The sequence below is a fragment of the Clostridia bacterium genome (assembly GCA_035628995.1).
In the GTDB taxonomy this organism is placed as follows: Bacteria; Bacillota; Clostridia; order Lutisporales; family Lutisporaceae; genus BRH-c25.
The window spans coordinates 62,758-87,085 of the sequence record DASPIR010000029.1; the positions used below are offsets into that span (position 1 = coordinate 62,758).

The 24,328-nt window shown below is 39.8% G+C and carries 24 protein-coding genes, 1 tRNA gene and 2 riboswitches; of the genes, 7 read left to right on the top strand and 18 right to left on the bottom strand.

Annotated features, from left to right (window positions below; genetic code table 11):
* Window positions 1-13 precede the first annotated feature (13 nt).
* The 4 genes from VEB00_13065 to VEB00_13080 all read right to left on the bottom strand — a co-directional run bounded on the left by VEB00_13065 (window position 14) and on the right by VEB00_13080 (window position 3,744).
* Window positions 14-1,390: a hypothetical protein gene (locus tag VEB00_13065; protein ID HYF83946.1), complete on the bottom strand. Its 1,377-nt coding sequence runs from the start codon at window positions 1,388-1,390 to the stop codon at window positions 14-16.
* 111 nt (window positions 1,391-1,501) lie between these two features.
* Window positions 1,502-2,035: an energy-coupled thiamine transporter ThiT gene (gene thiT, locus VEB00_13070; protein ID HYF83947.1), complete on the bottom strand. Its 534-nt coding sequence runs from the start codon at window positions 2,033-2,035 to the stop codon at window positions 1,502-1,504.
* Between the two features lie 124 nt (window positions 2,036-2,159).
* Window positions 2,160-2,275: riboswitch (TPP riboswitch) on the bottom strand.
* 109 nt (window positions 2,276-2,384) lie between these two features.
* Window positions 2,385-3,353: a permease gene (locus VEB00_13075; protein ID HYF83948.1), complete on the bottom strand. Its 969-nt coding sequence runs from the start codon at window positions 3,351-3,353 to the stop codon at window positions 2,385-2,387.
* A 67-nt stretch (window positions 3,354-3,420) separates the two neighbouring features.
* Complete coding sequence (locus VEB00_13080; protein HYF83949.1) at window positions 3,421-3,744, bottom strand: metalloregulator ArsR/SmtB family transcription factor; 324 nt, start codon at window positions 3,742-3,744, stop codon at window positions 3,421-3,423.
* Window positions 3,745-3,899: 155 nt separating this feature from the next.
* On the opposite strand from VEB00_13080, the gene VEB00_13085 reads away from it, so the two are divergent.
* Window positions 3,900-4,829, top strand: a complete 930-nt coding sequence (locus VEB00_13085) for an EamA family transporter (protein ID HYF83950.1) — start codon at window positions 3,900-3,902, stop codon at window positions 4,827-4,829.
* A 13-nt stretch (window positions 4,830-4,842) separates the two neighbouring features.
* On the opposite strand, the gene VEB00_13090 is transcribed toward VEB00_13085, so the two are convergent.
* Entirely contained in the window at window positions 4,843-5,556 is a 714-nt protein-coding gene (locus VEB00_13090; protein ID HYF83951.1) for a hypothetical protein, read from the bottom strand.
* A 360-nt stretch (window positions 5,557-5,916) separates the two neighbouring features.
* On the opposite strand from VEB00_13090, the gene VEB00_13095 reads away from it, so the two are divergent.
* Together VEB00_13095 and VEB00_13100 are read left to right on the top strand one after the other, a co-directional pair.
* Complete coding sequence (locus VEB00_13095; GenBank protein ID HYF83952.1) at window positions 5,917-6,099, top strand: hypothetical protein; 183 nt, start codon at window positions 5,917-5,919, stop codon at window positions 6,097-6,099.
* 19 nt (window positions 6,100-6,118) lie between these two features.
* A tRNA-Thr gene (locus VEB00_13100) sits at window positions 6,119-6,194 on the top strand.
* 21 nt (window positions 6,195-6,215) lie between these two features.
* Here the strand turns inward: VEB00_13100 and VEB00_13105 are convergent.
* The 3 genes from VEB00_13105 to VEB00_13115 all read right to left on the bottom strand — a co-directional run bounded on the left by VEB00_13105 (window position 6,216) and on the right by VEB00_13115 (window position 8,588).
* Complete coding sequence (locus VEB00_13105; GenBank protein HYF83953.1) at window positions 6,216-7,127, bottom strand: GNAT family N-acetyltransferase; 912 nt, start codon at window positions 7,125-7,127, stop codon at window positions 6,216-6,218.
* Between the two features lie 64 nt (window positions 7,128-7,191).
* Complete coding sequence (locus tag VEB00_13110) at window positions 7,192-8,088, bottom strand: GNAT family N-acetyltransferase (protein ID HYF83954.1); 897 nt, start codon at window positions 8,086-8,088, stop codon at window positions 7,192-7,194.
* Window positions 8,089-8,321: 233 nt separating this feature from the next.
* Window positions 8,322-8,588, bottom strand: coding sequence for a CD3324 family protein (locus VEB00_13115; GenBank protein HYF83955.1), 267 nt, complete (start codon window positions 8,586-8,588; stop codon window positions 8,322-8,324).
* Window positions 8,589-8,959: 371 nt separating this feature from the next.
* Here VEB00_13115 and VEB00_13120 point away from each other — a divergent pair, with 371 nt between their 5' ends.
* Window positions 8,960-10,519, top strand: coding sequence for a copper amine oxidase N-terminal domain-containing protein (locus VEB00_13120; protein ID HYF83956.1), 1,560 nt, complete (start codon window positions 8,960-8,962; stop codon window positions 10,517-10,519).
* A 34-nt stretch (window positions 10,520-10,553) separates the two neighbouring features.
* Here the strand turns inward: VEB00_13120 and VEB00_13125 are convergent, their stop codons facing one another.
* The 7 genes from VEB00_13125 to VEB00_13155 form a co-directional block, all read right to left on the bottom strand.
* Window positions 10,554-11,117 carry a membrane lipoprotein lipid attachment site-containing protein gene (locus tag VEB00_13125; protein HYF83957.1) on the bottom strand — a complete coding sequence of 188 codons (564 nt, stop codon included), beginning with the start codon at window positions 11,115-11,117 and terminating at the stop codon, window positions 10,554-10,556.
* A gap of 125 nt (window positions 11,118-11,242) precedes the next feature.
* Window positions 11,243-12,088 (bottom strand): stalk domain-containing protein, encoded by an 846-nt coding sequence (locus VEB00_13130; protein ID HYF83958.1) that lies wholly within the window; start codon window positions 12,086-12,088, stop codon window positions 11,243-11,245.
* 72 nt (window positions 12,089-12,160) lie between these two features.
* Window positions 12,161-12,241, bottom strand: a riboswitch (cyclic di-GMP riboswitch).
* A gap of 100 nt (window positions 12,242-12,341) precedes the next feature.
* Window positions 12,342-14,111 carry an S-layer homology domain-containing protein gene (locus tag VEB00_13135; protein HYF83959.1) on the bottom strand — a complete coding sequence of 590 codons (1,770 nt, stop codon included), beginning with the start codon at window positions 14,109-14,111 and terminating at the stop codon, window positions 12,342-12,344.
* Window positions 14,112-14,329: 218 nt separating this feature from the next.
* Entirely contained in the window at window positions 14,330-15,166 is an 837-nt protein-coding gene (locus VEB00_13140; protein ID HYF83960.1) for a DegV family protein, read from the bottom strand.
* Window positions 15,167-15,309: 143 nt separating this feature from the next.
* Window positions 15,310-16,671, bottom strand: coding sequence for a Na+/H+ antiporter NhaC family protein (locus VEB00_13145; GenBank protein HYF83961.1), 1,362 nt, complete (start codon window positions 16,669-16,671; stop codon window positions 15,310-15,312).
* A gap of 111 nt (window positions 16,672-16,782) precedes the next feature.
* Window positions 16,783-17,271 carry a M48 family metallopeptidase gene (locus VEB00_13150; GenBank protein HYF83962.1) on the bottom strand — a complete coding sequence of 163 codons (489 nt, stop codon included), beginning with the start codon at window positions 17,269-17,271 and terminating at the stop codon, window positions 16,783-16,785.
* A gap of 161 nt (window positions 17,272-17,432) precedes the next feature.
* Complete coding sequence (locus VEB00_13155; protein ID HYF83963.1) at window positions 17,433-17,630, bottom strand: hypothetical protein; 198 nt, start codon at window positions 17,628-17,630, stop codon at window positions 17,433-17,435.
* A 378-nt stretch (window positions 17,631-18,008) separates the two neighbouring features.
* Here VEB00_13155 and VEB00_13160 point away from each other — a divergent pair, with 378 nt between their 5' ends.
* Window positions 18,009-19,466: an amidase family protein gene (locus VEB00_13160; GenBank protein HYF83964.1), complete on the top strand. Its 1,458-nt coding sequence runs from the start codon at window positions 18,009-18,011 to the stop codon at window positions 19,464-19,466.
* A 48-nt stretch (window positions 19,467-19,514) separates the two neighbouring features.
* Here VEB00_13160 and VEB00_13165 read toward each other — a convergent pair whose 3' ends face one another.
* Genes VEB00_13165 through VEB00_13175 form a run of 3 tightly spaced genes read right to left on the bottom strand, consistent with a single transcriptional unit; the run spans window position 19,515 to window position 23,194 of the window.
* Window positions 19,515-19,679 (bottom strand): hypothetical protein, encoded by a 165-nt coding sequence (locus VEB00_13165; GenBank protein ID HYF83965.1) that lies wholly within the window; start codon window positions 19,677-19,679, stop codon window positions 19,515-19,517.
* Window positions 19,680-19,708: 29 nt separating this feature from the next.
* Entirely contained in the window at window positions 19,709-22,336 is a 2,628-nt protein-coding gene (cphA, locus tag VEB00_13170) for a cyanophycin synthetase (GenBank protein ID HYF83966.1), read from the bottom strand.
* Window positions 22,337-22,378: 42 nt separating this feature from the next.
* Complete coding sequence (locus VEB00_13175) at window positions 22,379-23,194, bottom strand: cyanophycinase (GenBank protein HYF83967.1); 816 nt, start codon at window positions 23,192-23,194, stop codon at window positions 22,379-22,381.
* A 178-nt stretch (window positions 23,195-23,372) separates the two neighbouring features.
* On the opposite strand from VEB00_13175, the gene VEB00_13180 reads away from it, so the two are divergent.
* Window positions 23,373-23,570: an H-type small acid-soluble spore protein gene (locus VEB00_13180; GenBank protein HYF83968.1), complete on the top strand. Its 198-nt coding sequence runs from the start codon at window positions 23,373-23,375 to the stop codon at window positions 23,568-23,570.
* A 140-nt stretch (window positions 23,571-23,710) separates the two neighbouring features.
* Window positions 23,711-24,328 carry an accessory gene regulator B family protein gene (locus VEB00_13185; protein HYF83969.1) on the top strand — a complete coding sequence of 206 codons (618 nt, stop codon included), beginning with the start codon at window positions 23,711-23,713 and terminating at the stop codon, window positions 24,326-24,328.

Below are 24,328 nucleotides of genomic sequence, written 5' to 3' on the forward strand. Positions count from 1 at the left end.
GCTCTACACAATTCTACTCCCCGATATACCTTACAGTATGCACATTATCCTGCAGCTCAAAAACCAGCATTCCCTTTTCATCCTTGGATAAGTAGAAATCGTCCAGTTTTGTTTTTGATGTATATTTAATATTATCCTGCAGGTTTTCATCTATTCGTATTATTGAATTATCCCTGCAAAAATAAATTGTGTCTTTTCCTGCTGATATTAAATAATTCTCACCGTCAATCCAGTGAAGATATTCGACATTTTCAAAGGTTTTCGCCTCAAGTGTTTCTGTATTCACTATGTGCAGGCTGCTTTCTTCATAGTTTCCTACTGTAAAACTGAGTAAATTCCCCTGGTTCGAAAACTTGAGATTTCCAAGCTCGATCATAGTCCCATCGCTTGCATCTACATTTGTCTCCAGCCTTTTACTCTTCTTGCTTTCCAGCTCAACAATATACACCGAGCTGTAATTAAGCTTCATATACCAGTCCGGCTGGCTCATATCCTTCACACTTATTCCTGCGAAAGCCAGCCTGCTGTCTTTTCCGCCCCAGGCAATACCTCCTAAAATAAACTCGTCTCCATCGATCTTGAAGACCTCATCATAGCTTCCCTTAGAAATATCATATATACACACTTTCTTTCCCGGATAGGCAAAAAAGTCCGTCGTAGGAAGCCATTGCTGCGATTCATCCTCCAGTAGAAACGCAATTTTCGAACCGGCAGGCGACCACTGTGAATATGCGGACTTAAGCTCACCCCTTTGTGAACCGCTGCGTGTATCGTATATATACTTGTCCTGTATTATAACATTGTTCTCATCCGGGGACCAGTTAATAAGATAGTTAAAACCTTCTATAAGTCCATCACTCTTGATATCCATCAGCTTGATATTCTTTGAAGCATCCATATCATAAATATAGATGCCATACACATCACTGCCCTCCAGAAGTGATGTGTAAATAACCTTGCTGGCCTTCGGGGATATTGAAATATTTATTGCGTCAGCTGACCCGATATCCTCTGCTATAACCTTTTCTACTTTATCTCTGCCTATGAATTTTAATGTGTTTTTGTAATCCAGCTCTTCCACCACAACAAAACCCCTATTTCCTATAGGCTCATAGTAAATGTATTTGCCGGCCATCTCTGTCAATTCACTGTCTGTTACTTGTGTGGAGCTTAAATCTATGTCATAGTACTTAAACTCCTCGCCTTCCTCGGCACTAAGCATCAAGCTATCGTCAGCCCTGTGAAATATATTCACAGTACTCATAAACTCTTTAACAAGCCTTTCATTCTTGATATTTATGTCACCTGTTGCTGCTGCTGCTTTGGCATCCGCGCTGCAGCCCGAAAGCACAAGCATAATGGATACCAGTATAGTAAATATCTTTTTCATTCCAAACCATCCTTATATTAAAAGTTCAAATCAAACAATATCATTATAACAGAAAATGCAAATTGTCCCAAACAAAAATCTCCACCCTTGCGAGTGGAGACGTTTTCTTTACTATACTCTCTGTCCTATATTGCTTATTAAAGGCTTATACAGTATTCCAACTATAACTAAGGTTATTATAAGCTCCGGTAAAAGATAGGAGCCATTGTATAATACCGAATAAATCAATGCATTCATACCTTCAGGCGCATAGGAAGCCCATACAACCACCCCTGAAATTACATGACATATAAACCTTCCCAGCAAGCCAAGACATGTTCCCATAAATACACCCTTTATGCTGCTGCGGAATAGCCCCGCTAGACCAAGCAGCCCAAAAGCTACTACATAGTCAAACAATATTGACACTATATGGTATGAGTAAATTGCACCACCGAGGAAGAACTGCAGTATGCCATAAGCAGTGCCTGCGAGCAGTCCCGATTTTACTCCCCACCTTAGGGAAAACAGAATAATGGGTATCATACTTCCAGCAGTTACTGACCCTCCGTACGGAGCCTCGAATATTTTCACGTAGCTCAGTATCTGGGCAGCCGCAATCATAATCCCCGCTTCAGTAAGCATTCTTGTAGATGTCTTTTTCATACTAATACCTCCAAATAAATATTTTTGCCACTGTCTAAGAAATTGGGTTCATCACTTCTTTCAAATTGTCCGGAGGTATTATTCAAACAAAAAGACCGTAAACAAAAGTTACGGTCAGATTATTTATTAATCACAACCGCTTCCCTCCGTTAGAATTAACCAGACAGGTTCAAAGGGTCAGCACATCTGCATTTTAAGTGCACCGTGCTATCTCAGCATAAAGCCCCCCTAGCGGACAATTTCTATTAAGTTAATGTTGTATGTGAAAAGAGTTTTTCTTACATACAATATTATCATAGACCCAGAATCCAATCGTGTCAATTATTTTCTCCCATTCTTTTGGGAAGTGCTATATACCAAGCATTAAGAGAAAATCATATAGATATCCGAGTATTATAGCAAACACCAGAAGGTAAGCAACATATAATCCGATTGCCCTTTTTTTCATGATTGTCACCAAACCTGCAAGTACGCCGGCACTTGTGCCAGGCCCCGTTATCATAAAGGCCAGCAGCGCTCCTTGGCTGGCTCCGCCTATCATAAGAGCATTTATTATTGGAATGGCAGATGAACCGCTTACATACAATGGCAATCCAATAAGAGCTAATAAAGGCACTGCAAATATGTTGCCTGACCCCAAATATTTCATTATGATTTCCGCAGGTATGAATTTGTTTATTAGAAAGCCTATAGCAGCAAATACAGCAAAGTATATCAGAACACGCTTTACCCCTACTTCATAGAACACTTTAAAAAGCTCTTTTAGTTTGTACTTTTCTGCAAAGCCCTGGGCTTTTGAGTTTGCAGTATTTTGAGAGCAACAGCTTGCTTCCGCTGCTGCATTGCTGCCGCAGCAAGTTGCATTGCCTGAAAATCTTGCTTGGTTTTCTAACAAACTTGTATTTTTCTCAATAAAATGAGTGATATAACCCGAGCCAACACCTATTATCAGTGAGGCAGCAGTAAGAGCTGCGGCAAACTTAATGCTTATGATTCCTGAGTATAATATGAATTCATCCGGACTCATCAAAGGTGATGATGTAAGAAATGCCATTATTGGCCCCCAGGGCAGAGCAGTCGTCATCATCGATACAATAACTGCCATAGTCCCGCAAGCGCAGAACGGAGTGAATGCACCGAAGGCAACACTTCCGGCTATTGATACTCCAGACCTTTTCATTAGTGCCTGCCTTAGTTTCTCCGGATCTACATATACGGTTATTGCAGCAGCTACGAGTATACCAAAAGCGAGAATCGGTGCATTATGGATCAATGTGCCAATTACATAAGTTATGGTTTCTTTTAAAAGGTTTATCATTATACTTCCTCCTTAAATTAATCGCAATATTACGATATATATGTATAAAAAATTTTATACTGCTATGTTATTTGCAGTCACAGTTGGCCTGAATTAAGTCATCAGAAAGGCCTTTAACAAATTCATCGATTATTTCCTTGTTCAAGAAAAAACAAGTCCACTGTCCCCTTTTCTCCTTATAAATGATTCCGGCTTCCAAGAGTACTTTTATATGCTGTGATACTGTTGACTGCGCAAGCCCTGTAGCGTTCACCACATCACCGACGCTTATGCCGTTTTCATAGTATTCAATCCTGTTGCAGCAGGTGGCAATTGATCTATTTTTGAGTGATTTGACTATCTGGTACCTGACTTCATTACCTAAAGCATCGCAGATTTTTGATATGTTCATTTGTATTCACTCCTTGTATCGTATTTATACGATTTATATTATCGCAAATTTGCGATAATGTCAATACTATTTAAATTTGTTTTTATGCCTTATAATAATCCTATGGCAATTGATAACATGTGATTTACGAAATAAACTTAGGGGGTTTTGAATATATGCTTTTTAAGAATGAAGAATCGAAAGTAATCGCTGCATACATTGCAGTTTGCATATTATGGGGCTCTACATATCTTGCAATAAGAATCGGTGTCAGCACATTCCCTCCAGTGCTTTTTGCAGGGATAAGATTTTTGATAGCAGGTGCACTGATGTTGCTTTTTGCCCGTCTTAGGGGTTTGGAGTTCCCGACCAATCTAAAAAGCGTCAGGGATCAGTCCATAGTAGGATTGTTCCTGCTATTGGGAGGCAATGGCCTGGTAGTGTGGGCAGAGCAGTATGTACACTCTGGAATCGCAGCCTTGCTGGTTGCCACGATACCTCTTTTCATGGCTGTAATCGAGCTTCTCATACCCGGAAGACCAAGAATAGATTTTAAAGGCTGGCTGGGTCTGCTTGTTGGATTCTCAGGAGTTGCAATGCTTGTACTTTCAAACTCAGGAGCAGGCAGTGTGGAAATCAAGGGTGCTGTGGCACTTCTAATTGCAGCCTTTTTATGGGCAATCGGCTCTGTATATTCAAAAGGCTTTATACCAACAGGCTCAGTAATTACGAATATAGCCATCCAGATGCTGGCCGGTGGAATCGGTTTGGTAATTATCGGAATAGTCCTCGGAGAGCTTCCTCATGTGAACCTCTCAACAAAGGGAATTGGTGCGTTGCTTTACCTGATTGTCTTCGGTTCTTGGTTTGGGTATTCCTCCTACATTTATGTATTGCAAAAATGGCCTGCTGCGAAAGCCGGCACCTATGCCTATGTGAATCCCCCCGTAGCCGTCTTGCTGGGGGCGCTGATACTGGGTGAACCCTTTACCCTTACTGTACTGTTTTCAACAGTTGTCATACTTGCCGGAGTGCTGCTTGTGCAGCTCTCCAAGACCAAAAGCATAGTTAAGATAGAAGCAAAGGAAGAAGGCCCTTCAATGTAGGAGCCTTCTTCCTCTATTTAAATTCATATCTTTTCAGCTTTGATGTAATCAGATCCCCCACATCAGTTCTGTACTCAGACTGCACCATGCCTATTCCCCTTTTGTAGTAAAATATCATATTTGAAGTCTGATCCTTAAAGGTAGCCTTTACCGCAATGCAGTCCTTGAATTCTCCCGCAGGTACAGTAACATCAGCCGCAATATCTACAATCTCGTAGTGATTTTCCTCGCTTATCCAAAAGTTTCCCTTTTCAAGCGGGGTTTGCAGAAGTATTATGTTCAAATTACTGGGCTTACCCAGTAAGTTCACATCAGTGTAAGCCTCTCCTGATCTATAGGTATTCACTATGCTGTCCTTTCTTACTTCCAACACATTCGCCATCACCGTACCCCCATTGTCATTAGTAACCTGATGCCTGTTTCCTGAACTGTAAACTACCTTCTGTATAAATGAGGCATACTCCATGCCTTCACCCTCATACTCCCACATATTTCCTGTCTTAAGAGGATAGAAATCAATCAGAGACTCTTCCACAGGAGTAGGTGTAGCTGTCGGTGTCGGTGTGAGAACCGGTGTCGGAGTAGGTGTCAGAGTCGCTTGTGGTGTGGGCTCGTTTGCACCGGGACTCTGAGGGCTCGGAGCACAAAAGGTCAATCCTGCACCTATGCTCATGACGCAGATTATTATCAGCACTTTGCCCAATATGCCATTATGATAGTTCTTCATCTATATCACTCCATCCTTTGCATTTTACTTAAAATAGCACTTATTACAACGGCTGCAAATCAAGCTTTGATATATTGTTTTATGCTTTCATTATCACTATAATACTTAGTATAATAAAGTTTATCAATAAAATTCATATTTGCCCGCTAAAAGACTTTATAAGCACTTTCCGATTTTCCTAAAAATACAGTAAGAACGCAAAGGTGCAAAGTATTATTTCAAATTTTTTATAAAAGTGGCATATTGGAGTTACAAAATACAAAAAATTGTGTACTGGATGTGTTTTTTTGATATAATAAATGGTAGGAATATGCTAATGTGTTACTTTCATTTTTAACAACATCATCAGGAGGTACATATATGGATAAAACCACGAAAAATTCGCTCGTTTGGGGTTGCGTCCTTCTTATTGAAGCAGTAATACTCAAGCTCATTAAGAAGTCAGATGTATGGTTCTATATCACACTGCCCATAATTGCAGGTTTTGTAATCACTGAGCTTGTAATTCCAATGCCCAAAAAAACGAAAAGAAATCTAAAATAGCGGGCAATCATAGATAAATGCTGGAGTAGCTCAGTTGGTAGAGCAGAGCATTCGTAATGCTCAGGTCGAGGGTTCGAATCCCCTCTCCAGCTCCAAATGAAAGAAACCTTGAATTATCAAGGTTTTTTGTTATTTATCAGATCATATTTATAGCATACAACAGCTTCGACCTGTTTGAAGCCCTCCTGAATATACAAGGCTTTTGCCCTCTCATTCTCAGCGTTCACGCAGAGTATCGTCCTTTTGTACGCCATTTCCTTTGCAAATTTGAGTGATGCCCTGAGCAAACTTCTTCCCAAGCCTTTACCCTGGTATTCCGGTATTATGGCAAGAGGTCCGATATTCATTATGGGTGAGTCTTCATATTCATCCTTAGCTCCTCGTATTACACCCACAGGTCTTTCGTTGTGATAGAGTATCATTGAGCCTCCTTCGATATTGTCTTCGCCCGCAATCATCTTTGCAACCATTTCCGGCGTTATAGGTGTATCACTCCCCTTGAGCTTGGCAAAACCTGCATTTCGTACTTCACACCATGAATTCTCATCACAGCCTGATTCAAAGGTCTTAATTTCATATCCTTCCGGAAAACTGAACTCAGGGACTTCCAAGTTTTCCCTTACGAGTAGGTATGAGTATCTATCCACATTGAATTTTAAACCTTCAATGTATTCCAGCATTTTTCCGTTTACAATCGGCACATATACAAAGAGCTTATCTAAGCCGTCGATGTGCTTTAGAATTGACTGAAACAACAAATTGTAACAATCAAAATCCTCAATTTCAGAATGAAATATCCTAAAGCGTCCCTTTTTCCCTCTCCTATTATAATCATCAATTATAAGAGAAGCTGCGGCTGCCAATTCACCTTGTCGACCTATAATTATATAAGTTGGATTATCTACATAGGGTTCAAAGCTTTTCAAATCCTCTTCATATAGGAATGAATCATCAACCTCCGGTCTATGTTTCCTGCAGTACTCCTTAAAATCTTCAACCCTCTCTTTTCTCAAAGCTTCAACCTTCATATGCTATCTCCATCCTTTATAAAAGTTATCGTTAAAATTTCTCTATCGTTATTCAAATAGTATTTTAAAGATCATATTTATAGCATACAGAAGCTTCCACCTGTTTGAAGCCCTCTTGGATATATAAGGCTTTTGCCCTTTCATTCTCCGCATTTACACTGAGCAATGTCCTTTTGTATGACTTTTCCTTGGCAAAGCGCAGTGATGCTCTGAGCAAGCTTCTTCCCAAGCCTTTGCCCTGGTATTCCGGTATTATGGCAAGTGGTTCGATAACCATTATCGGAGAACCTTCATAATCGTCCTTCACACCTCTGACCACTCCTACGGGTCCTTCCCTATGATATAGTATCATTACGCCGCCTTCTATGTGGTCTACGCCTGACATCATCTTTGCTACCATTTCCGGCGTACGGGGTGTCTCACTTCCCATTAGTTTTGCAAAACTTGAATTTCTAATCTCACAAAAGGCTTCTTCATCACTTCCCAATATGAATGATCTGACTTCATAGTCCTCCGGAAAATTGGACTCCGGTACCTCTATGTCCTCTCTAAGGAGTAGGTAGGAATACCTTTCAACATTAAAATCCAAACCTTCAATAAACCCAATCAGTTTTTTGTTAACAATCGGTATATGCAAAAAAATCTTGTCCAAACCCTCTGTATGCTTTAGAATAGCTTGGAGCAGCATTTTATAGCAATTAACATCTTCCATTTCAGAATGAAATATTCTAAAGCGCCCTTTTTTCCCTTTCCTAAAATAATCATCAATTATTAGTGAAGCTGTTGCTATTATTTGTTCTTGTTGGTTGGTGATAATGTAGGTAGGATTTTCTTCGTTTGGTTCAAAGTCTTTGAAGTCTTCATCCTCATGCAGGAAGGTATCGTCGACTTCCAGCTTATGCTTCCTGCAATACTCTTTAAAATCTTCGATTCTCTCTTTTCTCAATTCTTCAACCTTCATATGTCATCCCCATCCTTTTCAAATAATAATTGTAAATGTCGTTAAAGCCATCTTGCGTATTTCTATAAGCACAGTTAATAAACCTCATTTACTTCACCCCACTCTTATATAAATTCAAATTGTACTATACATTATTTTACTATCATCATGAACTATAATAAAAGGTAAAGAATATTTCTGTATTGTTCTATACACAAAAAGCTGCCACTTTTTCTGAAAGTGACAGCATAGATCTATTTATTCGTATATATAATTTTCTTAATACTATCAATAGAAAGAAAGAATTCTTCAGCTAAATTGGCAATAGCATATCCGTTATTGTACTTGCTGCGTATATCTTCGTTCCTATTTTTCATATACTCTCTATTCCCCGAGTTTTCACCCCATTTTTTTCTTTTCTCAGGTTGAGAAGGAATATATAAATATTCACCTTGTATATACTTTTGAATTTCTCTAACCAGATTATCCGGTAAAATCACTTCTGCTTTTACATATCTCACAAAGCTCAGCTCCTTAAATTTATAATTTAAATTAAGGAAACAAAGCCTGTTATGGTATGAATCATTAAATAAGGCGACTGAAGCATTTACCTCTGTACAAATTGTCGCCGTAAGCCATACCTACAGACTTTGTACAGAGTACATCGAGCTGTTCCTGATCTCTGAGATTGTATCGCATATTATCACACTCCAAACATGAAACTTATAAACAAATAATATCATAGCTTCCCTAAATTGTAAATTTATTCTAATCGAGTCTGATTTATAAAGTACCCTGATTTTTCTTTCCATACCTATTTTGTCTCACTGTGGAAAACTCTTTTTCGTATGCACCGCCATAATATTTGCAAACTAGATATAGGAGGTGTAATATGAAAAGATATAAATTTATGGCAATAGTGCTTTCTCTTATACTCATTGCAGCGACTGGCTTGACTGGGTGCAATGCAACAGATAAGCTGGAGCTTGTAAACGCCTTGGAGAAATCCGCAAAGATGACATCCTGGGAAAGCCAAAGTAAAATCAATTTAAAAAATGTGAATTTTGACACCAATATTGAAGATTTGCTTGTGTTTCAACTTTTTATCCCGTTATTAGATAATATGAGCTTTGAAGTTAATCAGAAGGTCAATCAAAACAGCCAAGGAACCAAATCAGTTATGCAAACAGATACCAAAGCGGTTACCTCCGATATTACAGAACAAACCACCCTTTGGGCATCCTATGACTTTGAGCAGCAGCCTCCGGTAATACGGCAGATAATGAAGCTGCCCGACACCTTGACTGCCAGCCTGCCGGAAGATTTGGCAGGGAAAGAGTACTTTGTTATGGATCAAAAGGACCTACCTGGAGAAGAGCAGCTGAACCCTCAGGAATATGCCGAAATGGTGCAATCGTTAAATGATTTCCAATCAAACCTGATTGAGCTCTTAAAGGAGCATGCACTACATATAGACCCTAACTTTGTAGTGATAAACCAATTGGAAGATAAGGTTGTGGATGGCGAAAGACTGTCTGTATACCAGCTAAAGCTTGATAATAAGTCCCTTAAAACTATTATGAAGTATGTATTGTCTGAGCTGTCTGAGAATGAGCAGGCAAAAGATATCATTAAAGAGTTAATATTAGCTTCAAGTGCTATTGCGGAAGGTACTGAGGCCAGCCAGGACTTGGATATGGCACTTGACACGCTTACGAATGGAGACAAAAGTCTCAAAGATGAACTGGACCGTATAATGACTGCCTTGGAGGATGTCACTATGCTGGGCAGCCGGGGAATAGAAATAAACTTCCAAATAAACAAGGATGGCTATATTGTCAACCAGAATGGAGTGTTTGACTTCTATATGGATTCTCAAGAGGTTGAAGATGCTTTTGAGAAGCTTGCCGGAGAAACAGAGTATGATGGAAAGGAAACATATAAATTTACCTTTGGTCTTGCTATGGAATTCAATACTGATATCAATAATATCAACCAAGAAGTAAAAATTGACTTTCCTGTGGTTACCAAAGAAAATTCCTTCGATTTTAATGATTTCGTGGGTATCGCCCCCAGCTTCAGCCGCAAGCTTGTAAAGCAGGGCAGCAATGCTGTAAGGCTTGACTTCAGCAATACCTCAAGTGAAAAGGTACTTCCTGTGAAGCTGGGCAATAAAACCTTTATTCCATTAGCCCCAATCAGTCAAACCCTTGGATTGAAGTATGAATTGCAAAAAAACGGTGAGTTTGCTCTGAATACTGATAAGGGTAAAATCAAAGGAAAAGCCGGCAGCACAGAGGTCATGATAGATGATAAGAAACAGTATCTGCCCTTGCCTGTAATGAAAATTGAAAACCAGATTTTTGTTCCCGACCAGTTTTTCAAGCAGTGTCTGGGCGCTGGAATGTACTACAATGAAAAAACCAGGGAGTTAATGATGCAAAAAAGATAATATATAAAAATAGAATGGTTCAAAGTGAACCGTTCTATTTCTTTTCAGCCTTTACCAGGTCAGCTGTATTCCATATCTCAGTATGTGCATATTTTATACTATAGTTCTTTATTGTTACTGTTGCCTTACCCTCTGTGCCTGCAACTCCTAATGCCTTTTCTGCTTCATCGTGATTCATGAACATGAACCACACATTTCTCCTGTCATGCGCTAGCATTGGAAGCAAAGCAGCCGATTCCTCATCAACATTAAATGTTATTTCATTATCTAAGAATTCGTCGTTCAGATTATGTTTGAAGGTACCGCTTACTGTCACTTCGCCCTCAAAATCCACATAAGCATCATAATCGTCATCCGCAGCATTATGTACTTCAACCTTAGTTACCCTTAGCCCCGCCACTTGGTCTCCTGACTTCACCTTCCTGGCATCGAACAGGTTGCTTTCCTTTTCCACTTCAGCAGGTGGATTTGCGACTTCCATATTCTGCTCCACCGCAGACTTGTTTGGCTCCACAACTGGCTTCTCCACCTGTTTGGACTTCTGTGAACATCCAGCTAGCAGCATTACTATTAAAAATACTGATAATATTCTTTTCATTATTTCACCTCATAATATTATGACGATAATAACAGGAAAAAGTTTCAAATCGGGCTATTAAACAGGGACTGAATAGAATTATTCAGTCCCTGTTGATAGTAAGTATTTCAATTTGATATTATGTGTTAGTTCCCTGTTGTAGTACCTGTTGTTGTGTCTGTTGTTGTATCATCATCCTCATCTTCGATCTCTATTGTTCCATCTTCTGGATCCACTTCTGCCTTAAGTCCGAGCTTCTCTGCCAGGAATCCAACAGGCATTACGGTCTTTCCATTTATCCCCTTAACCGGTAACCCTATGTCGGTTGCAACGCCGTTTACATATACTGTACTGCTGTCTGTCATAAGTACAATTTCAACACCGTCTTTGATTATTGTTATGGTGTGTTCTTCCGCATTCCAATTTACTTCTGCTCCATAAGCCTGGGAGAAAGCCCTTATCGGCACTAATACTTTTCCGTCTTTTACTACAGGAGGCATATCCAGCTTCAAGCTTTTGCCTTTCGCTACAATTGTATCTATTGGTAATACTTCCAATGTAGGATCTGCGGTTTCTATGGTTACTGCTGCTTGCTCAAGCTGTGCTAATTCTTCTTCTGTATAGCTGTCTTTTACCATTTGCTTTAGCTGTTCCTTATATTCTTTTACCTGAGTCAAAAGCAGTGCGGCAGCTTCCAAATTTCCTGATTTCCTTGCTTCTATAAGCTGCTTCATCAGAACCTTCTTCTGCTCCATAACCTTGTCTTTTTCCTTCACAGCCTTCTCTTCCTCAGCCACTGCTGTGCTATCTTCTTCTGCTCCCTTTACCTTGCTCTTGTCTTCAACAGTTGGAGTATTGACTTTATCATTGCCCTTTACCTTTTCTATATCCTTTCCATTGTCAGCACCTGCAAAAACTGCTGAGGACATCACTAGTGTAAACATAAACACCAGTACAAAAACCATTGCTATAATTCTCTTGGTATTTTTCATATTTATTCCTCCATTTTTATATTTATTTGCAGATATTAATCTCCTACATTTATTGATCTGGTTCATAATATCTTCGGCAGCCCGGCCGCCATAGCTTCCCTTAGGCCCGTAGCTTTGCGTCCCTGGTTTTCAACAGGTTTGCCTTTTCGGAGATTATGCTATCTACTTTTGTAATATAAATTCGCAAATTGTTCCATATTTTCGGGGTAGAAAGTAAAAATGGGACTAGAGTACTACTAGTCCCATTTTATTTCTATTTCAATTGTTCCTTAATTGTCTGCCATATATCCAGATTCATTCCGCTGCCCTCTGACTCCTCGAAGTCAGGGATATTACCCAACCTCCAGAGAGATACTCCATTTATTCCAAACATTTTTGCGAGTGCAATCTTTGACAGGATGCTTCCGCTGTCCTCATACCAGATGATATTATCTGTGCCGTCACTGTCATTATAATATGTCAACCATGGACTCTGAAGCTTTTCAGAGTAGTTCATTTTTAACTCCGAACCGGGTTCATTTTTCAACATGCGATCTCTAAGTTGAGAATACGAGGGTCGGAAGGCACTCTGATTCACAATCTTTCCCTCAATCTTTTTCCACTGTGCAGTATCAAAGGATATCTGAAGCCATACCTTGCTCAAATCAGCTACTCCAGTGTTCTTATCAGCAATTGCCTTCAGCGCATAGTATATTTCATTTATAGGAGCAAGAGGCGTATCATTGTAACCCGCAGCCATTTCGCTTTCTGTAAGGTTTACAGCGTTATAATCATGGGCCATAAGTATGATTCTGTCCGCTATTTCACCGATGATTCTGTAGTCATATCCGTCATAATATGCCTCCCCATTGCCCCGCTTAGGATGTACCGCCACATAAAGCTTCTTGTTATATTTCACGAGTTCCGCTTTCAGCTTAGACAGGAATTCATTGTAAAGCTTGCTGTTGGTATCTCCTCTTAGAATCTCGAAATCAACAACTATGCCATCAAAGGAAATTGCATCATTTCCTACCTGGGTACTGTTTAACAGCTGTATAACCTGCCCTATGACCTCAGACTGAGCATCAGCATCAGTAAGCAGTCGTTCTACTATCCCCAGTCTTTCCCCGGTAGTGGGATTTAGAACTTTCATTTCATTGGAAGCAAAAAGATTGAGCTGCACAGGTTTGTTGTATTGCTTCGCTATATTTATGGGCTCTCCATATCCCTCCGGGATAAAAAAGTCACTGTTTCCGCTATTGGAAACTGCTACAGAAAGCTTATTACTGCTGGCATCGTATTCGAGTCTGCTCCAGCCAAAGCTTACGGAGTTCAAATCCTGTATCATGCCTGCCTGGTCATAGGATTTTATAGCATAGAAGGCATGCAGTTCTTTGATATTGGAGTTCAATCTTTGATACATTCTGGTAAGCATTGCCACAGCTTCTTCTTTCTTTGCTGTGCTGTCCGGCAGGAAGCTGGTTCCACCATTTCCATTGGAAATCCCAAAATCCTTAACAATGTTCGTATATTCCGCACCTTCTGCAACATCTGCAAACTGACTTGGAAGATATTTAAGCTGCTTTGCCAGCTCTTCATATCCCAATCCACGCACTATCGCTTCTGCAATTTCAAGTCTGGTTATCTGATTATCGGGGTTGAAGCTGTCTGTTTCCTTCAATATAGCTCCATGGGCTACTGCAGTCTCAACATATGGTTGATACCATTTATCTTTGCTTACATCAGAAAAGCTGCTGTTTTCTGTTGATACCAGCTCCCAGCCCATGACCCTTACAAGCATTGTAATGAATTCGCTTTTCTTCACTGACTGCCCTAAACCGAACTTGTTGCCGCCATTCCCCTCGGTAAAATTCAAATATCTAAAATAGTGCACCGCTTCGTATGCCCAATGAGCCTCCGGCACATCAGAAAACTTTTCAACTTCAAAAGGCAGCTTTGTCGCGGCGGCTTCTACTTCAAAAACGCCTGCCAGTCCTGAAGTTATTATCAAAACTGCTGTAAATAATGCTATGTATCTTTTCAACACAAATACCTCCTAGTGCTTATTAACATCACAGCTTTCCAATCAATCAAAATGTTAATAATGCACATCCTTAATGTTGTGTCCTGCTGCTATATACGAATACTGCTACAGGACACGATTGCTTATGTAGCCATTATACCATAGGCATGTCCCAATTGAAGGGACTTCCATATATTTCATGTAAAAAAAAAGGGACTCAAAGAGTCCCTTAAAATGTCTTAGAATGCTACTATAATGCCTCCCTGGTTTGCATATACACTGCTGAGCCCTGCTGTCTCAACAATTATTATATCCTTGAACTTATATCTTTTCATAAGCTCACTCTTAAACTCCTCCGCCCTCTCAAGGCAGTTGCAGTGTGCTATTCCTATAACCTTTTCCTCCAGCTTCTCTCCTTGCTCACCTATAATCTCAACAAAGCGCATAAATGCTCTCCGATAGCCTCTTACGCTTTCAACCAGCTTTATATCTCCAACTTCATTGGCTCCCATTACAGGCTTTATATTGAGAAGAGAAGCAATTGTGCCTTTAACCTTGCCCAGCCTTCCATTTTTCATGAGGTTTTCCAAGGATTCAAGCAGGAATAAGGTTTTCATGCTACTTATATATTCATTGACCTTCTCCACTATCTGAAGATTGTCATAGCTCTTCTTTGCCAATTCAAAAATCTTGATGCTTATCAGAGTTTCAGCTATAGAAGCGCTAAACGAATCAAATACATGTACAAATTTGTCTTCCGTGTTTTCCAAAAGCATCTTCTTAGCCAGCATTGCGCTTTCGTATGTACCGCTCAGTGCAGAGCTTAAAGTCACTACAAAAACGCTCTCAGGGCCTTCATAAGCTTTGATAAAATCATTAGGTGAAGGACATGCAGTTTTGGGTGAAGTAGGACACTCCGCCATTTTCTTAAGCATAGCTTTAACATCCAGACTCTCATCGTCCCTATAATTGATTTCACCGATTTGAAGTGTGAGAGGCACAAGCGTTACCCCCAGCTCCCTTTTCAAATCTTCATTCAGGTCACAGCTGCTGTCCGCAACTATCTTTATACTCATTTGCAAATCCTCCTCGTTAGCTTCTATATATCAATTTTTACCACAAATAAGCAACCTTTACAACAGTAAAACTACAAAGCGTGGTATTCATATTGGTCTTAGATGGTATCGGAAACTATCAAATCTGAAAGACATCAACCCTTTTATAATTCTACCTGTTTTTCTTTAAAGCTGCCGAATACTACTGCCATTAATGGTGCTATGTAGCAAAGCACTGCATAAGGAGCATATTGCAATGTAGAAACTCCGGTAATGGCCAGGATGATTATAGAATTTATATTCCAAGGTATAAGAGGTGCTATAGTCGTTCCTGTATCCGATATTGTCCTGGCTAGTTTGACCTTATTTACCCCCAGGTCCTCAAATCTTTTCTTTAAAAGTCTTCCCAGCAGTATGATGCCTGCGGTTTGGTCACAGGTGACAATTGTAAGCAGACTACTGAAAGCTGCTGTCCTTGCTATTAATGATATTTTGGTTTTTGCCCTGTCCATAACACTTGCAATTATAGGATTGATTATATTTGTGCCTTCAAGCAGACTGCTCAGTGCAATAGCTCCAGCTACAATCAAAAGCACTTCAATCATCGGCTGGATTCCCCCGCCTCTCAGTATACTATCAAGCTCTGCAATACCTGTAGTTGACTTATAACCTGAAAATATGTACTGAAAGACTTCAAATACAGTCTTTTTTTGGAGAAATATACTTATAAGTGATCCCCCAGCAACCCCAATACTCATATTTATTATAGGCTTAACCCCGCACACCGCCATTGTTATAACAATAATCGGAAGCAACAGCAGAATTGGTGTAATTACAAAAGCGCTGTTTATATTTCCTTGGAATATGGCTATCTTTGCCGGATCAGTCACAGACATATAGTCCTTACCAATAAAATAATATGCTGCTGCAGCAATGACTAATGAAGGTGCCAGGGTATTCAGCATGCTTTTTACATAATCCCTGTATTTTAGATCCGTTGTTTTCAGCATAAGGTTTACAAGTCCTGATATTGGTGAAATCCTGTCAGCAATAAAAGCTCCCGAAACTACAGCGCCTAAAAGCATCTGGTCTGGTATTGCAAAGCCTTTGCCTATTCCTATTAATGCTATACCAATGGTACTTACAGTACCTACCGCAGTGCCCATAACCACTGAAACCACTGCTGTTACCAAGAAACATGCAAGAACGTAATTTATGTGCTTGATATATTCGAACCCATAGTACATAAGCGTGGGAACAATGCCTGATGACAGCCAAATCGATACAGTAGCTCCTGTGAGTATGATAATAATCATCAGCTTTGAACAATCCTTAATGCCAATGAGCATCATATTATTCAGAGTCTTGAGTTCATGACCTTTTCTCACAAGCACCGCAGTAGAAAAAACAACTGCCCCGGCAAACCCGCAGTACAGCGGTATATTTAATAATATGCATATCCCGATAAGACTCAAGCTAACTATAAATATCAGGTAAGCGCTCAGATCCACCTTGTTTTCCACCATAAATCCTCCAAAATAATAAATTCTATTATTTCAACTCCAACCGCTTAATAAATGTCAGAAGTCCACTGTATATCCCATAGGCAGTCTGCTGAATCTCTGAGTTCCTTCCCACTATGCAAATTGCAGCTTAAGCGTCGCACCGTTTTCCTTCAACCATGCAACAGCCTTTTTATACTCAGGAACGTATACAGCCACTGTATCCCAAAAATCCTTGGAATGATTCATATGCTTAAGATGTGATAGCTCATGCACAACCACATAATCAAGAACCCACTCCGGTGCCATAACTAGCCGCCAGTTGAAATTAAGGTTTCCCTTGCTTGAGCAGCTTCCCCACCTTGTCTTCTGGGCTTTTATACAGAATCTGTGGTATTTTACGTCAATTATCCCACAGTAATGTTTAAGCCTTTCACCAAATATATCTTCAGCCTTTTTATTAAACCATCCGCGTAAAGCTTCATCTATTGCTTCCATTCCACTTTCAAAATCAGCAGTATTATTTATATATATTTCAAAACATTCATTTCTAAAAAACACTCTTGGATTTTTTCCCGGATATTTCTTAGCAACAACCTGATAGTTAATACCTTGCAGTAAAATAGTCCTACCCCCTCCCTAACTTCTCTACGGCTTCTACAGAAATATTATATCATGTACTCATTATCTTTTCATCCATTGCTAAATTGCAATATAATTCTACATTTTTCGACACAAAATAAAAAACCTACTGCTCTAAGAGCAATAGGTTGTTAACTACTTAATTACCAAGCCATTGACGGGATGTCAACTTTTATATAACCTCTTTCAAACATTTCTACAAGATATGTATACGGCATTTGTCTGTAAGATCCGTCTTCCTCAAAGATTTTTACAACATTGTTGTCCACCTTTGATATTTTCCATATCTTAGTCATGTTATCTACAGCAAAAACCAGGGTATCTCCACTGTGTATATCCATTCAATCCACCTCAATATCTTATATTTAAGGAATTTATAAATCTATTTCGTAGCAAGTGCCATTCTATTAAAGGCAGCTGCGCTTATAGAATATATCACAGAATATGCTGATTTTCTAGTTATGACCGCGATGTATATTAAGGAAGCAAAAGTGTGAAAATTTTTCACATTTTGCATACATGCTGGAAAATGTTGTCGTTTTTCTGTTGTTTATAGATTATTATATACTAAAACCTGGTCCTATTCTATAGTCATTTAGTATTATATTTTTATAAAATAATTAGTACTTTTAATGCATTTACATGCTCGATTTTCAGAGGAATTTTAGCTTTAGGTGAAGAATAGAAAACAAATAAATAATTCAGGGGGTAATAAAAGTATGTCTCAAATAAAGAAGTTTATAGTTGAAGAGGCGACAATCGCGGATATGCAGGAGGCTATCAATGCCAAGGCAGTGAGTTCAAGAGAATTGGTGCTTATGTACCTTGATAGAATCGCAAAATTCGATAAGTCCGGCTTATCCATTAATTCAGTTGCAGAAATAAATCCTGACGCTATCCATATTGCTGAAGCCCTTGACAGGCATATGGAGTTAAATGGACCCATCGGCCCCTTGCATGGAATCCCCATACTTATAAAGGACAACATAAATACAGGTGACAAAATGCACACTACAGCAGGATCCCTGTCACTATCAGATAATTATGCACCTGAGGACGCATTTGTCGTAAAAAAACTAAGAGCAGCAGGTGCTGTAATTCTTGGGAAGACAAACCTTACAGAGTTCGCTAATTTCATGACTGAAAATATGCCTAATGGATACAGTTCAAGAGGAGGTCAAGTGTTGAATCCTTACGGACCTGGAAAATTTGATGTTGGAGGCTCCAGCTCGGGTTCAGGTGCTTCAGTTGCTTGCAGCTTCTGTGCCGGAGCTATAGGCACTGAGACCTCCGGATCGATATTGAGTCCCGCATGCCGTAATTCAGTTGTAGGCATCAAACCCACAGTGGGACTTGTAGGCCGCAGTGGCATCGTCCCGATAGCTCATAGTCAGGATACAGCAGGTCCCATAGCCAGGACTGTCGCCGATGCTGCTTTGCTGCTTGGTGCAATAACAGGCGAAGACAGTGAAGACCCTGTCACACTTGCCAGCTGTCGAAGATCTTTCATGGATTATACAAGATTTTTGGATAAAGCCGGGCTTGAAGGGGTAAGAATTGGTATACCTAGAGATTACTTTTACGATGAGCTTTCCATGGAACAGATTATGCTAGCAGAAGCTGCTGTTAAATTATTAAAAGAGCTTGGCGCTGTAATCGTTGAACCGGCAGACATACCCTCAGCCAAGGAATTCAAGGAATACGAAGTGCTTCTGTATGAGTTCAAGAGTGATATGAATTCATATCTTGCACGTTACGGAGGCAGCAGAACAATGCATACCCTTAAGGATATAATAGACTTCAATAACTCCAAACCGGAAGAGGCTCTGAAATATGGTCAGACTATACTGGTAAAATCCCAGGAAACAAAAGGGACTCTTGCGGAATCCGAATATATACTCGAGAGGCTTAAGGATCTGCGCCTTTCGCAAACTGAAGGCATAGATATGGTCCTGAACAAATATAACCTTGATGCTGTTGTCTTTCCCAGCTATTTAGGCTGTGACATAGCGGCCAGGGCAGGCTACCCTTCAGTAATAGTACCCGCAGGCTATACCAATGAAGGAGAGCCCTTCGGCATTACATTCACATCAAGAGCTTATACAGAACCACAGCTCATCAAGTATGCCTATGCTTACGAGCAAGCAGCAAAAAAACGAAAACCTCCGATACTGTAAAAGTTTCTTCCCTCTATCATACAAAAAGCCGGCATATGCCGGCTTTTTCTACTGATCATCTTCTATTTCGCTTATAGGATATCTCTCTTCGGTGGTGTTTCTTCCGCCAAATTGATCAATATCATGCTTATATACCAATGGGTAGTCAATTTCCACATCTGTCAACGCCTCTAGAGAATCTATGCTGGCTTTCTTTTCTTTCTTCTTATCCATTTTCAGTACCATCCTTATATTTGGTGGAGCTATGCAATAATTTGCTGTACCTTTGACAAATCCACAGTCATCCTTTCAATTACATCCAACATAAGCTGGTATTCTTCGAAGAAAACTATGACTATGTCACCTGGCACTGCATCTGAGATAGCTTTTTCTAAAGCCTTATCCTCCGCCAGCTCTATCAGTACCTCTGAGGGTTTGATACTTGCCATCCTGCAGCCCTTTTCAAGCAAGGCTGCGACTTCTCCAGGCTCTCGCCCTCTCCTGTCTCTGTCTTCCTTGATATAAATCCTATCAAAGCAATCCCCGCACATTTTTCCTATTATTATATTACTAGAATCTGTCCTGTCTCCAGGTGTCCCTATAACTCCTATAAGGCGGCCGGTTTTCATTTGCTTCAACGAATCTATAACCACACGATAAGCGTCGATATTATGTCCATAATCCAATACCACCCTTATGCCATTAACATCATGTAAATTAAATCTCCCCGGATTGCTGGCAGTATCGCTCCTAAAGGTTGACAGGCCTGTTATTATGCTTTCTACGGGGATTCCCATCCCTATTGCGCCAGCAATTGCAGCCATGCTGTTGCTTATATTATGCCTCAATACTCCATTCATTGTAACAGGGATAGCCTTTGCTTCAATAAATGGCAGCTCTACTCCGCCTTTATTTACAAAAATGGTGCTGCCATTGCTATAAATGGCTATTCCCCCATCAAGAACGTGGCTTTTTATGGCCTCATTCTCGGTTGACAGAGAAAATAAAATAACATTTGCTTTTATCCTTTCCCTCATACTGAGACAATATTGGTCATCTGCATTCAATACTGCATAACCATCTTTCTTAACCGCTTCTGCAACTAAAGACTTCACATGGGCCAAGTCCTCCAGAGTATTAATGTCATCAATCCCCAGATGATCCTCCGTAATATTGGTTATAATGCCTACATCTGCTTCATCATAGCCCAGCCCACGATTAACTATTCCGCCCCTGGCGGTCTCCAGTACAGCATACTCAACCCTTCTGTCCATAAGTACTGTCCTAGCGCTTATAGGGCCTGTGTTGTCTCCATACTTGATCAGCTCATCGTTCACATATATTCCGCTTGTGGTAGTCATCCCTACAATAAAGCCCATCTGCTTTATAATATGCGCTATCATTCTGGAGGTAGTTGTCTTTCCATTCGTCCCTGTCACTGACACAATAGGTACTCTGCCTGTGCTGCCTTCAGGGAATAGCATATCGACTATATGCTTTGCCACATTTCTTGGGGTGCCTTTATAGGGGTAATGATGCATTCTGATTCCCGGTGCTGCATTTATTTCTATAATGGCCCCTCCTGTTTCAGTAATAGGCTTTGAGATATCTGCAGTGCTTATATCAACACCAGCTACATCCAGACCAATAATTCTGGCTGCTTGAGCTATTAACTTCTTGTTTTGCTCGTGCAATTCATCAGTAACATCGATTGCAACTCCACCTGTACTCAGGTTGTCATTTTCACGCAGGTATACTATTTCTCCATCATTGGGCACATACTCAAGAGTCAAATTTTGTTTCCTAAGATATTGTTCTGCCACTTTATCAATATTTATCTTGGTCAATGGCTTTTCATGCCCTTCACCTCTTAGGGGGCTGCTGTTCTCTTTATGAATAAGCTCTCTTACCGTCCTTGCTCCGTCACCTGTAACGTGAGCAGAGATTCTATGGGAAGCTGCTACCACCTGGTCTCCTACGACCAATACCCTATAGTAGCTGCCTTTTATATATTTTTCTACTAGGATCGTATCCTCGTATTCATTTGCTATCCTATATGCCTCCAATACTTCCTGAGGACTCTTAAGGTTTATGGATACACCTTTTCCATGGCTTCCATAATTGGGCTTCACTACAACAGGATAGCCTAGCTTTTCACTATATTCCAAAGCCTCCTGCTCGCTCTTTACTATCTTTCCAGCCGGAACAGGTATTCCATATTCGCTGAGTATACTCTTTGTAAGCTCCTTATTGCATGCAATATCAACCGCTATGCAGCATGAATTCTCAGTAAGCGTTGCTTCTATTCTTTTCTGACTTTTTCCATATCCCAACTGCAAAATGCTTCCATCACCCAAGCGTATTATTGGGATATTCCGTTCTTTTGCTTCCTTTGTGATTGCAGCGGTGCTTGCTCCAAAATCCGTTGCAATGCATACCTTCTTAATGTCTTGCAGCCTTTTATTTATATCCGGCAGTTCTCCTGCCAGTATTCCTTCCATGATTTCCACTGCCAGCCTGCCTGATTCCAAGCCAGCGTGCTCGTTCTCGTATCCATATATTATATTGTAAATTCCTTCTTTTCCTGTAACCCTTGTCTTGCCGAATTTGATATCATAACCCAGCATGGCTTGCAGTTCAATTGCTATGTGCTCCATTACATGTGCAAAATATGTTCCCTCCTGAAGCCTTTCAATAAAGCCTCCTTCATACCCTCTGCAACAAAAGTGCTTTTTCAATCCCGGCAGAAGCCCTTGAAGAGCTTCATTAAAGCCTTCAATGTCCTTTGTCGGAGTGTCGGCATATCTGCCTAAGTCAACTACCAGTTTCACCACGGGTTTGTAGCTGTAAATGCTTTTTCCTTGATAAGCATGACTGCTTACAGTAATCACAATGCTTCCTCCTTATGTTTTTGAGAAAAATGTTTTATATTTTTAATCTTGCTTTTTTAGTATTTCCTGTTTTTTTACTAAATTAAACCCATACCCTTTTGGTAAAATGTGTATTCTTACATTAGTTATTGCCAAAGGATCATCAGGATGCTGTTCTGAAATATTAGTATAGGAAATATCTCTGCCGTCCACAACTGTAACTACTCCAGAGCCTCCGACAGTAAACTCCAGATCCTTGTTTACAATCATCGCAGTATCTTCATCTATGCCAATTCCTAAAACATTTGGGTTTTGTGCCACAGCCGCCAGCAATCTTCCAATTCTTCCCCTTTGATTAAAATGCTGGTCTATTATTACACCCGCTAAGAGATCCATTCCCGGAGCCATCTTTAGTGTACATTTCCTTGGTGCTTCCTCATCTTTCCCTTCCACAACCATTATCTCACTCATCATCGAAGCTCCTGCGCTGGTTCCAGCAATTACCCTGCCTTCTTCATATTGTTTTCTTAATATCCGGTGTACTTCAGTGCCACCCAATATGCTTGATATTCTCAGCTGGTCACCACCTACAAAAAAAATACAGGTAGCATCATGAAGAACCTTCAAACCTTCAATATTATTTGCAGATTCCCTATCTGTGATATTTATTGATACAACGCTTCTTGCTCCCAACTCACTAAAAAGTCTTTTATATTCCAAACCCGCTTCTACAGGGCTGTTGGTTGCAGTGGTGATTAGAGCTATGGACGCACCTTCACCGCCTGCAAGCTTTATTACTTCTTTAAGGATAGCTTTATCTGCTCTTTTATCCTCTGCCCCTCCGATTATTACAAGGCTTCCCCTTTCAGTTTCAGGCATTGTTGCATCCCTCTCCAATCCTATTTTTTTTGCTGCTTAATATAATATTCCAAAAACAGTATTTAAAAATGTATTGTATATTTTACAAAAAAGGAGTATTATTCCAACAAATGTTTGTGATATTTTTTCGGATTAATTGTCATTCACAAAAGCATAATAATAAAAAGGAGATGATTTAATGGACATAAACAGAGCAGAAGAAATTATTAATTCCAAAGGAATTATTGAGGTAACCTATAAGGATTCACCAATATGGATTGAGAGCGTTATTAGAGATAATGCTACAGCACATGTAAAACTTCTGTCGGACAATCAGAGCATGAATATACCTATTGAAGACTTGATGGAGAAGAATCCCAATAACAATAATCGATAATTTTAGTATTCATTGGCATGTTTCTACATTTGGTATAATAATTAGGCCTGTTCATATAAAATCTATTGAAGCGCTTCCGATATGTATATAGAATTAAGCTATAAGCTTAAGTTCTATTAATTTGCAGAAGGAATGATTTTATGGAATTTCCCGAAAGATTAAGTGAAAAGCTAACTGCAGTTATTTCAGAAAACTTGGAGGATTTGTCAGAACGAAAGCTTGCTGAGATTAATTATGGAATAGCGGTCTTTATCACAAACTCATACAAAATGCTGCTTATTTTCTTCTTAGCAATCTTACTGAATATATTCAAGGATTTTCTTATTGCTTTTATAAGCTTCGGCGCCTTACGCACATTTGCGTCAGGCGTTCATGCAAAGGGAGAGTGGACATGCCTTCCCGCAAGTGCGTTATTTTTCTTTGGTATTGTATATTCGGGAATGGTTATCGACTTAAATATATATGTTGTAAGTATTATATTTGCGCTATGCTTCTCTGCAGTATTAAGATATGCGCCTGCCGACACTGAAGAGCGGCCTATAGCAAGCAGGAAGCTTCGAAAAAAATTAAAAGTGCTGTCTTGTTTTGCAGTCATAGCTCTTTACTTGGCTTCAGCATACAACTTGGGCACTTCAATTTCTTCAATAATAGCATTTGCTGTTTTAGTTGAAACAATATTGATACTACCCATAACTTACAAGCTGGCAGGCAGCATGTACGGTGTGGGTATAAGTATAAACAATAAAAGGGAGGTATAG

Bases quoted from the DNA above. Each gene is read 5' to 3' on its own strand.
- VEB00_13065 (HYF83946.1), bottom strand. From the start codon at position 1,390: ATGAAAAAGATATTTACTATACTGGTATCCATTATGCTTGTGCTTTCG.
- thiT (HYF83947.1), bottom strand. From the start codon at position 2,035: ATGAAAAAGACATCTACAAGAATGCTTACTGAAGCGGGGATTATGATT.
- VEB00_13075 (HYF83948.1), bottom strand. From the start codon at position 3,353: ATGATAAACCTTTTAAAAGAAACCATAACTTATGTAATTGGCACATTG.
- VEB00_13080 (HYF83949.1), bottom strand. From the start codon at position 3,744: ATGAACATATCAAAAATCTGCGATGCTTTAGGTAATGAAGTCAGGTAC.
- VEB00_13085 (HYF83950.1), top strand. From the start codon at position 3,900: ATGCTTTTTAAGAATGAAGAATCGAAAGTAATCGCTGCATACATTGCA.
- VEB00_13090 (HYF83951.1), bottom strand. From the start codon at position 5,556: ATGAAGAACTATCATAATGGCATATTGGGCAAAGTGCTGATAATAATC.
- VEB00_13095 (HYF83952.1), top strand. From the start codon at position 5,917: ATGGATAAAACCACGAAAAATTCGCTCGTTTGGGGTTGCGTCCTTCTT.
- VEB00_13105 (HYF83953.1), bottom strand. From the start codon at position 7,127: ATGAAGGTTGAAGCTTTGAGAAAAGAGAGGGTTGAAGATTTTAAGGAG.
- VEB00_13110 (HYF83954.1), bottom strand. From the start codon at position 8,088: ATGAAGGTTGAAGAATTGAGAAAAGAGAGAATCGAAGATTTTAAAGAG.
- VEB00_13120 (HYF83956.1), top strand. From the start codon at position 8,960: ATGAAAAGATATAAATTTATGGCAATAGTGCTTTCTCTTATACTCATT.
- VEB00_13125 (HYF83957.1), bottom strand. From the start codon at position 11,117: ATGAAAAGAATATTATCAGTATTTTTAATAGTAATGCTGCTAGCTGGA.
- VEB00_13130 (HYF83958.1), bottom strand. From the start codon at position 12,088: ATGAAAAATACCAAGAGAATTATAGCAATGGTTTTTGTACTGGTGTTT.
- VEB00_13140 (HYF83960.1), bottom strand. From the start codon at position 15,166: ATGAGTATAAAGATAGTTGCGGACAGCAGCTGTGACCTGAATGAAGAT.
- VEB00_13145 (HYF83961.1), bottom strand. From the start codon at position 16,671: ATGGTGGAAAACAAGGTGGATCTGAGCGCTTACCTGATATTTATAGTT.
- VEB00_13155 (HYF83963.1), bottom strand. From the start codon at position 17,630: ATGGATATACACAGTGGAGATACCCTGGTTTTTGCTGTAGATAACATG.
- VEB00_13160 (HYF83964.1), top strand. From the start codon at position 18,009: ATGTCTCAAATAAAGAAGTTTATAGTTGAAGAGGCGACAATCGCGGAT.
- VEB00_13165 (HYF83965.1), bottom strand. From the start codon at position 19,679: ATGGATAAGAAGAAAGAAAAGAAAGCCAGCATAGATTCTCTAGAGGCG.
- VEB00_13175 (HYF83967.1), bottom strand. From the start codon at position 23,194: ATGCCTGAAACTGAAAGGGGAAGCCTTGTAATAATCGGAGGGGCAGAG.
- VEB00_13180 (HYF83968.1), top strand. From the start codon at position 23,373: ATGGACATAAACAGAGCAGAAGAAATTATTAATTCCAAAGGAATTATT.
- VEB00_13185 (HYF83969.1), top strand. From the start codon at position 23,711: ATGGAATTTCCCGAAAGATTAAGTGAAAAGCTAACTGCAGTTATTTCA.